Source organism: Streptomyces sp. NPDC006261, assembly GCF_040613515.1.
GTDB lineage: Bacteria > Actinomycetota > Actinomycetes > Streptomycetales > Streptomycetaceae > Streptomyces.
In genome coordinates this window covers 1-8,825 of the sequence record NZ_JBEXSI010000116.1, presented here as the reverse complement: position 1 = coordinate 8,825, position 8,825 = coordinate 1, and the positions used below count along the sequence as shown (strand labels likewise).

Here is an 8,825-nt window from a genome sequence, read left to right as displayed (position 1 = left end):
AGCGCCGATGGTACTGCAGGGGGGACCCTGTGGGAGAGCAGGACGCCGCCGAACAATTTTTCCGGGAAAGCCCCGTGCCATTGGCACGGGGCTTTTCTGCGTTTCAGACCCGTAGCAGTCCCAGCCTTCACCTCGGCGCACCCCTGTGCAGGTGTCGGCCTAGGCGGAGGGTAAGGTCGGGGAGCATCATTCGCACGTTCTTCACAGGAGGCTCCCGGGTGGAGGTCCAGGAGACTCGGGTCCAGACGGACCGGGTCCTCACCATCCCCAACATCCTCAGCATGGCTCGCCTTGTCGGGGTACCGCTCTTCCTGTGGCTGATTCTCCGCCCCGTGTTCGGCGGCCCCAACAGCGACGGCTGGGCGCTGCTGGTGCTGATGCTCAGCGGCATCAGCGACTACCTCGACGGCAAGCTCGCCCGGCGGTGGAACCAGATCAGCAGTCTGGGCCGGCTCCTGGACCCGGCTGCCGACCGCCTCTACATCCTCTCGACCCTTCTCGGCCTCACCTGGCGTGAGATCCTGCCGCTCTGGCTGACCGCGGCCCTGCTGGCCCGCGAGCTGATGCTGCTTGTGATGGTGGCCATCCTGAGGCGCCACGGCTATCCGCCGCCACAGGTCAACTTCCTCGGGAAAGCTGCAACTTTCAACCTGATGTACGCGTTCCCCTTGTTGCTGCTCAGCGACGGGAGTGGTTGGCTGGCTACCGTGGCCGCCATTTTCGGATGGGCGTTCGCAGGGTGGGGTACAACGCTGTATTGGTGGGCAGGAATCCTCTACGTGGTTCAGGTCCGCCGACTCGTCAAGGCGGATGCAGTAGCCGATTGAGCTCGTTGATCCGGTGCCGTGCAGTGTGGCCGGCCCGCGGTGTGATGACTTGAATGTGATGCCCCGACGGGCGAAATCGGCTGACCGTCGTCTCTTCTAGGAGGACGTTTCCGACATGAAGGCCGTCGTGATGGCTGGTGGCGAAGGCACGCGCCTGCGCCCCATGACCTCGAGCATGCCCAAGCCGCTCCTGCCCGTGGCCAATCGGCCGATCATGGAGCATGTCCTGCGGCTTCTCAAGCGGCATGGGCTCAATGAAACAGTAGTGACCGTCCAGTTCCTGGCCTCCCTCGTCAAGAATTATTTCGGGGACGGCGAGGAGCTCGGGATGGAGCTCACCTATGCCAACGAGGAGAAGCCACTCGGCACGGCGGGGAGCGTGAAGAACGCCGAGGAGGCGTTGAAGGACGACACCTTCCTCGTCATTTCCGGTGACGCGCTCACCGACTTCGACCTCACCGACCTCATCGCCTTCCACAAGGAGAAGGGCGGACTCGTCACGGTCTGTCTGACCCGGGTCCCCAATCCGCTGGAATTCGGCATCACCATCGTCGACGAGAACGGCCAGGTCGAGCGCTTCCTGGAGAAGCCGACCTGGGGCCAGGTCTTCTCTGACACGGTGAACACGGGCATCTACGTGATGGAGCCCGAGGTCTTCGACTACGTCCAGGCCGATACCTCCGTCGACTGGTCGGGTGATGTCTTCCCTCAGCTGATGAAGGAAGGCAAGCCGATCTACGGCTATATCGCCGAGGGCTACTGGGAAGACGTCGGTACGCACGAGAGCTACGTGAAGGCCCAGGCCGACGTCCTGGAGCGCAAGGTCGACGTGGAGCTGGACGGCTTCGAGATCTCCCCCGGTGTGTGGGTGGCCGAAGGGGCGGAGGTCCATCCGGACGCCGTTCTGCGCGGGCCGCTCTACATCGGTGACTACGCCAAGGTCGAGGCGGACGCCGAGATCCGTGAGCACACGGTCGTGGGATCCAACGTCGTCGTCAAGACCGGCGCCTTTCTCCACAGGGCCGTGGTCCACGACAACGTCTACATCGGACAGCACAGCAACCTCCGGGGCTGCGTGGTCGGCAAGAACACCGACATCATGCGGGCGGCCCGGATCGAGGACGGCGCTGTCATCGGTGACGAATGTCTGGTCGGCGAGGAGTCGATCATCCAGGGCAACGTGCGGGTGTACCCGTTCAAGACCATCGAGGCCGGTGCGTTCGTCAACACCTCGGTGATCTGGGAATCCCGCGGGCAGGCGCATCTGTTCGGCGCGCGGGGCGTCTCCGGGATCCTGAACGTCGAGATCACCCCCGAGCTGGCGGTCCGGCTGGCCGGCGCCTACGCCACGACCCTCAAGAAGGGGTCGACGGTCACGACCGCCCGTGACCACTCCCGAGGCGCGCGTGCCCTCAAGCGAGCCGTCATCTCGGCCCTCCAGGCCAGCGCCATCGACGTACGCGACCTGGAGAACGTACCGCTGCCCGTGGCCCGCCAGCAGACGGCGCGAGGCAGCGCGGGCGGCATCATGATCCGTACGTCGCCGGGGGTGCCCGACTCGGTGGACATCATGTTCATCGACGAGCGGGGCGCCGACCTCTCACAGGCCCAGCAGCGCAAGCTGGACCGCGTCTACGCCCGCCAGGAGTACCGCAGGGCCTTCCCCGGGGAGATCGGGGACCTGCACTTCCCCTCCAGCGTCTTCGACTCGTACACCGGCTCCCTGCTCCGCAACGTGGACATCGCGGGTATCGCCGACTCCGGGCTCAAGGTCGTCGTGGACGCCTCCAACGGTTCCGCCGGGCTCGTCCTGCCGAGTCTCCTCGGGCGGCTCGGGGTGGACGCCCTGACGATCAACCCGGGACTCGACGAATCGCGCCCCACCGAGTCCGCCGAGACCCGCCGTGCCGGTCTGGTGCGGCTCGGGGAGATCGTGTCCTCGGCGAGGGCGGCGTTCGGCGTCCGGTTCGACCCGGTCGGTGAGCGGCTCTCCCTCGTGGACGAGCTGGGCCGGATCATCGAGGACGACCGGGCCCTGCTGGTCATGCTGGATCTCGTCGCCGCCGAGCGGCGCAGCGGGCGTGTCGCCCTGCCGGTGACCACCACGCGCGTCGCCGAGCAGGTGGCGGCCTATCACGGCACGCAGGTGGAATGGACTACCACCTCACCCGACGACCTGACCCGGGTGGGACGCGAAGAGACCACCATCTTCGGAGGAGACGGGCGCGGCGGGTTCATCGTTCCCGAATTCAGCAGCGTCTTCGACGGGACGGCCGCTTTCGTCCGGCTCATCGGACTCGTCGCCAGGACCCAGCTCACCCTGAGCCAGATCGACGCCCGCATCCCCCGGGCCCACGTCCTGCGCCGCGACCTCGCGACGCCCTGGGCCGTCAAGGGACTCGTCATGCGCACCGTCGTCGAAGCGGCCGGGGACCGCAGCGTGGACACCACGGACGGCGTCCGGGTGGTCGAGGCCGACGGACGGTGGATCATGGTGCTGCCGGACCGGGCGGAGGCCGTCACCCATCTGTGGGCGGAAGGCCCGGACGATGCCTCGGCACAGGCGCTGCTCGACGAGTGGTCCGCCGTGGTGGAGCGCGCCGGCGAGTGACCTCCTGAAGCCGGTGCACCGGAACTCCCTGTCCAGGGCGTTCCGGTGCACCGGTGGGGCCATTCGGCGGCAGCCGTGGTGACGTGCGACGATGTGCGGCATGTCGCAGCAGCCCCCCGATCGGAGCACGCCCTCGCAGCCCGCACGCCCCGACGCCTCCATGTCGCTGCTGAACAACGTGATGGACCACAGCCTCGACGACGGTTACGCGGAGGCCTCGGCTCGCCGCAGGGCCGACGGGAGCGCGGGAGGGCCCCGTACGCTCAAGTCGAAGCTCGGCCTCGCCGCCGGTCTGGTGGTGGCCGCACTGGTGGTCACCCTCGGTGCCGCCGAGGCGCGGGTGTCGGCGCCGGTCGTCGCGAAGGAACGCGAGGAGCTGATCGACCGCATCAACGCCGAGACCCGGGCGGCCGACACACTGGAGTCGGATGTCGACGAGCTCCGCGCAGACGTGAGCGAGCGGCAGCGCAAGGCCCTGGAACAGCATGGCGGGGACCAGGGGGAGCTGGTGGCCCTGCTGTCCGGGGCGACCCCGGTCGAGGGCCCCGGTGTGAAGCTCGTCGTGGACGATGCCAAGAACACCGATCAGGGTGGCGGCGGGCCCCGTGAGTCGTCGAGCTTCTCCGACACGGGCCGCGTGCGCGACCGGGACATGCAGCGGGTCGTCAACGGCCTGTGGGAGTCCGGGGCCGAGGCCATCGCCATCAATGGGCAAAGGCTGACGGCACTGTCGGCGATCCGCGCCGCGGGCGACGCCATACTGGTGGACAACAGACCGCTCGTACCGCCGTACACGGTGCTCGCGGTGGGGGACGGGAAGAATCTCGCCGCCGCGTTTCGGGACAGCGCCGACGGCCAGTACCTGAACGCGCTCAAGGAGAGCTTCGACATCCGCACCAGCTTGTCCGATCAGGCCGAGGTGCGGCTACCGGCCGCACCGAGCCTGATCGTCCGTACAGCAGAGCCGAAGGCCGCCGGCAGTGATGCGGCAGAAGCAGGGAAGGGCACATCGTGATCGCCGTACTGGGCCTCGTCGTGGGAGTCGTGGTCGGACTGTTGGTCCGGCCCGAAGTGCCGGCGGTGGTCGAGCCCTATCTCCCGATCGCCGTGGTCGCCGCGCTCGACGCGGTCTTCGGAGGTCTGCGGGCCATGCTCGACGGCATCTTCGTCGACAAGGTCTTCGTGGTGTCGTTCCTCTCCAACGTCGTCGTCGCAGCCTTGATCGTGTTCCTGGGCGACAAACTGGGTGTCGGCGCGCAGCTCTCCACCGGCGTGGTGGTCGTGCTCGGCATCCGGATCTTCTCCAACGCCGCCGCGATCCGCCGGCACGTCTTCCGGGCTTGAGGCCGATGAACAACGACGAGACCCCGCGCAGCGAACAGCCCGAACAGCCGGACGCCGGTGCGTCCGGAGTTCCGGACGCCCCGGTGCAGCCACCCGCGGCCGAGGAAGAGGTCTCCGGACGTCAGAGGCTGCTGGCGGGCCTGTGGCCGCCCCGGCTGAGCCGGGCTCAACTCATCGTCGCCGTGCTGCTGTTCGGGCTCGGCCTGGGACTGGCGATCCAGGTGCGGTCGACCAGCGACGACAGCACGCTGCGCGGGGCGCGGCAGGAGGACCTGGTCCGGATCCTTGACGAGGTCGACGACCGCACCCAGCGCCTGGCGGACGAGAAGCAGCGCCTGGACGACCAGCGCACCGAGCTGGAGAACAGCTCGGACCAGGCCGAGGAGGCCCGGAAACAGACGCTGGAGAAGGAACGTCAGCTGGGGATCCTCGCGGGCACGGTGGCGGCCCAGGGGCCCGGCATCACGCTGACCATCAGTGACCCATCCGGCGCGGTCGCGGCCGACAAGCTGCTCGACACGGTCCAGGAGCTGCGTGCGGCGGGGGCGGAGGCCATCGAGGTCAACGGCGTCCGGGTGGTGGCCAGCACCTACTTCTCCGGGGAGGGCGGTGACATCCAGGTGGACGGCAAGAAGATCGAAGCACCGTACGAGTTCAAGGTGATCGGCAAGCCGCAGGACCTGGAGCCCGCACTCAACATCCCCGGAGGTGTGGTGCAGACGCTCGAGAAGGAGCAGGCCACGGCGGTGGTGGAGCGGTCCGAGGACATCGTCGTCGACGCCTTGCGACCGGCGGAGCGGCCTGACTACGCTCGGTCGTCGTCCCCGTGAGCGGGCAGGGCCGAAAGGCCGGTGGACGAGGGTGCGGGGTTGCGGGGGGTCGGCGCACCGGATTGGCGGTGCGTGGTGGAAACTGTCGGGTGGATACGGACGTTGTGAAGATGTCCGGGTCGGCAGGTGTGTTCATTCAGGGTTCGTCCTGCCCCACGGGCGGGTCTATGTCGGTCAAGGGGAATCGCCCGTGAAGTTTTTTGCGAAGTTGTTCGGGAAGAGCGCACGCGAGGACAGCAACAGTGCTGCCCGCCACCGTGCTCCGCGCCACGGCCAGGGCGAGGAGCAGGAGGCGGAGCGTCCGCTCTTCCGCGATGAGGTGTCCGGTGACGCAACTCAGGTGGGGCTCAGCGTGTCGTCCGTTGACCCTGCCGGTGCCGGACGCATAGGTTTCGGCGAACCATCAACCTCACGTACGGGTGGAGGGTTCACCCCGGAGGGCTCGTCGATGCCGGTCTGTGCGAGGTGCGGCCACCGCAATGCGGAGGCCAGCCGATTCTGCTCCAACTGCGGCGCGCCGTTGCGGGGCGGTGTCCCCGAGCGTGCCTCGGAGACGACGTCCACGATCTCCATCTCCGGTCTTGAGGCGTACGAGGCCGAGGCGACGGGCCAGACGGCTCTGCCCTCGCTCTCCCCGGAGGCCCAGGCCGCAGTCGACGCGCTGCCCGGCGGTTCGGCGCTGCTCGTCGTGCGCCGCGGCCCCAATTCCGGCAGCCGCTTTCTGCTGGACAGCGACCTCACGACCGCCGGCCGTCACCCGCAGAGCGACATTTTTCTCGACGACGTGACCGTGTCGCGGCGTCATGTGGAGTTCCGCAGGGGTCCGGACGGTAGCTTCACGGTGGGTGACGTCGGCAGCCTCAACGGCACCTATGTCAACCGCGAGCGCATCGATTCGGTCCTGCTGTCCAACGGCGACGAAGTCCAGATCGGAAAGTACCGCCTGGTCTTCTATGCGAGCCCGCGGGGCGTGTGACCAGCCCCCGGACCCCGTCCGGGGGAATCCCCAGGAAGGCCCATGCTGCGAACACCGACAGGCGGTTCCGGTGACGGTACCGCCACCGCGGACGCGCGCTGGGTGAGCATCGGAACGGTACTCACCCGGCTGCGCGAAGAGTTTCCGGAAGTCACGATCTCCAAGATCCGCTTTCTGGAGGCCGAAGGGCTCATCGAGCCGCAGCGGACTCCCTCCGGGTACCGGAAGTTCGCTCCCGGCGATGTGGAGCGCCTCGCGCAGGTGCTCCGCATGCAGCGGGACCACTACCTGCCGCTCAAGGTCATCCGGGAGCACCTGGACGCCCTGGCCCGCGGGGAGCAGCCGGTGCTGCCCTCGCCGGGCGGTCAGCGCGGTCTCGGCGACGGTGTGTGGGATTCCGGCCCCGGTACGGCGACCGCCGCACGGATCGGGCGTGCCGAGCTCCTGGCGGCTGCCCAGGTCGACGATGAGCAGCTGGAGGAGTGGGAGTCCTACGGGCTCATCGTCCCCGCTCCTGAGGGCGGCTACGACGCCGAGATGGTGACCGTGGCCAAGCTGGTGGCGGATCTGGGGCGGTTCGGTCTGGAACCGCGCCATCTGCGCGCCATGCGCGCCTCCGCGGACCGTGAGGCGGGACTGGTCGAGCAGTTGGTCGCGCCGCTGCGCCTGCATCGGAATCCGCAGACGCGAGCCCATGCGGAGGCCACGGCGAACGAGCTGGCCGAGCTCTCCGTACGGCTGCACGCGGCGCTCGTCCAGAGCGCTCTGCGGAGCCGTCTGCACTGAGCTCGGGGGAGCCCGACTACCCAAACATGGCGAGCACGTCCTAGGGTTGCTGTGTGAACGAGCTCGACGTTGTCGGTGTCCGGGTGGAAATGCCCTCCAACCAACCGATCGTTCTCCTGCGCGAAGTGGGAGGCGACCGGTACCTCCCCATTTGGATCGGTCCTGGGGAGGCGACCGCTATTGCCTTCGCCCAGCAGGGCATGGCTCCGGCCAGGCCGCTGACCCATGACCTGTTCAAGGATGTGCTCGAGGCCGTGGGCCAGGAGCTCACCGAGGTCCGCATCACGGACCTTCGCGAAGGGGTCTTCTACGCGGAGCTCGTCTTCGCCAGCGGGGTCGAGGTGAGCGCCCGGCCGTCCGATGCCATAGCGCTCGCCCTGCGGACCGGCACGCCGATCTACGGCAGTGACGGCGTGCTGGACGATGCGGGCATCGCGATTCCCGACGAGCAGGAGGACGAGGTGGAGAAGTTCCGCGAATTCCTCGACCAGATCTCACCGGAGGACTTCGGTACCAACAGTCAGTGACCCGTCCCGCAAGGGTGTCGTCAGCGCATCCGACAAGCCTTTCCCGGAAGCGAGACACGGGAAACCACCCTCAGGGTGATTATCACTCGGCGTGCCGAGTGTGGCGATCGTTGACGCACCCCCAGTGACTGCCTACCTTCGAGTGGGCAGGTCAAGGACGGAGGTCGGCGTGAGAAGCAGCGGCGACGGTACGGCGGCGGGTGGGCCGTATCCGCAGCACGGCAGTGGAGCCGACCACGCCATCAGGCAGCCGGCTGCGCCGGCCGTGGTGGCGGCGGACGGCGTGGCAGCGGCGAGCGATATCGGATATCGCGGACCGACGGCGTGCGCGGCGGCGGGGATCACCTACCGCCAGCTGGACTACTGGGCGCGCACGGGGCTGGTCGAGCCGAGCGTGCGGCCGGCCTACGGGTCCGGGACCCAGCGTCTCTACAGTTTCCGGGACGTGGTCCTCCTCAAGATCGTCAAGCGGTTCCTCGACACCGGGGTCGCTCTGCAGAACATCCGCACCACGGTCCAGCACCTGCGGGCCCGGGGATTCCAGGATCTTGAGCGCATGACCCTGATGAGCGACGGGGCGACGGTCTACGAGTGCTCATCGCCGGACGAGGTCGTCAGCCTCCTCCAGGGCGGTCAGGGCGTCTTCGGGATCGCCGTGGGGGTCGTCTGGCGGGATGTGGACGCGGCGCTCTCCCAGCTCCACGGCGAGCGGGTCGACACCGGTGAGACCCTCATCGGCAACAACCCGGCCGACGAGCTGGCCCGGCGCCGCAACCGCGCCGGGTGAGCGGCTGAGCGCGGCGGACAGGCGCGGCGGACAGGACGGAAACGGATCGGCCCGGCACTCCGCGGAGTGCCGGGCTTCGTCACCACCCTCCACGGCGAGGAGCGGATCTCGTTCGTCGTTCTGTTGCAGCCGCGCGG

9 protein-coding genes are annotated in these 8,825 nt (G+C 68.3%); all 9 read left to right on the top strand.

Going from position 1 to position 8,825, the window contains the following annotated elements; all coding sequences use genetic code 11:
* Positions 1-218: 218 nt before the first annotated feature.
* The 9 genes from ABZ154_RS34285 (at position 219) to ABZ154_RS34245 (ending at position 8,688) form a co-directional block, all read left to right on the top strand.
* The gene (locus tag ABZ154_RS34285) at positions 219-827 is read left to right on the top strand and encodes a CDP-alcohol phosphatidyltransferase family protein (RefSeq protein WP_015607274.1); all 609 of its coding nucleotides are present in this window, start codon (positions 219-221) and stop codon (positions 825-827) included.
* Between the two features lie 115 nt (positions 828-942).
* Entirely contained in the window at positions 943-3,438 is a 2,496-nt protein-coding gene (locus ABZ154_RS34280; protein WP_356838317.1) for a mannose-1-phosphate guanyltransferase, read from the top strand.
* A gap of 100 nt (positions 3,439-3,538) precedes the next feature.
* On the top strand, positions 3,539-4,453 hold the full coding sequence (locus tag ABZ154_RS34275; protein ID WP_356838315.1) for a DUF881 domain-containing protein: 915 nt from the start codon (positions 3,539-3,541) through the stop codon (positions 4,451-4,453).
* Entirely contained in the window at positions 4,450-4,782 is a 333-nt protein-coding gene (locus ABZ154_RS34270; RefSeq protein ID WP_003970459.1) for a small basic family protein, read from the top strand. Before ABZ154_RS34275 ends, ABZ154_RS34270 begins: the two co-directional genes overlap by 4 nt.
* Before the next feature lie 5 nt (positions 4,783-4,787).
* A complete protein-coding gene (locus ABZ154_RS34265) occupies positions 4,788-5,612 on the top strand; it encodes a DUF881 domain-containing protein (protein ID WP_356838313.1) in 825 nt (274 codons plus the stop codon).
* 190 nt (positions 5,613-5,802) lie between these two features.
* Positions 5,803-6,588, top strand: a complete 786-nt coding sequence (locus ABZ154_RS34260; RefSeq protein ID WP_356838311.1) for an FHA domain-containing protein — start codon at positions 5,803-5,805, stop codon at positions 6,586-6,588.
* 42 nt (positions 6,589-6,630) lie between these two features.
* Positions 6,631-7,374, top strand: a complete 744-nt coding sequence (locus ABZ154_RS34255) for a MerR family transcriptional regulator (RefSeq protein ID WP_356838310.1) — start codon at positions 6,631-6,633, stop codon at positions 7,372-7,374.
* A 53-nt stretch (positions 7,375-7,427) separates the two neighbouring features.
* A complete protein-coding gene (locus tag ABZ154_RS34250) occupies positions 7,428-7,901 on the top strand; it encodes a bifunctional nuclease family protein (protein ID WP_006123076.1) in 474 nt (157 codons plus the stop codon).
* Between the two features lie 169 nt (positions 7,902-8,070).
* Positions 8,071-8,688 carry a MerR family transcriptional regulator gene (locus ABZ154_RS34245; protein WP_356838308.1) on the top strand — a complete coding sequence of 206 codons (618 nt, stop codon included), beginning with the start codon at positions 8,071-8,073 and terminating at the stop codon, positions 8,686-8,688.
* The last annotated feature ends 137 nt before the right edge of the window (positions 8,689-8,825 follow it).

Excerpts from the sequence above, each read along its gene's own strand:
- ABZ154_RS34275 (WP_356838315.1), top strand. The coding sequence starts at position 3,539 with ATGTCGCAGCAGCCCCCCGATCGGAGCACGCCCTCGCAGCCCGCACGC.
- ABZ154_RS34255 (WP_356838310.1), top strand. The coding sequence starts at position 6,631 with ATGCTGCGAACACCGACAGGCGGTTCCGGTGACGGTACCGCCACCGCG.
- ABZ154_RS34265 (WP_356838313.1), top strand. The coding sequence starts at position 4,788 with ATGAACAACGACGAGACCCCGCGCAGCGAACAGCCCGAACAGCCGGAC.
- ABZ154_RS34280 (WP_356838317.1), top strand. The coding sequence starts at position 943 with ATGAAGGCCGTCGTGATGGCTGGTGGCGAAGGCACGCGCCTGCGCCCC.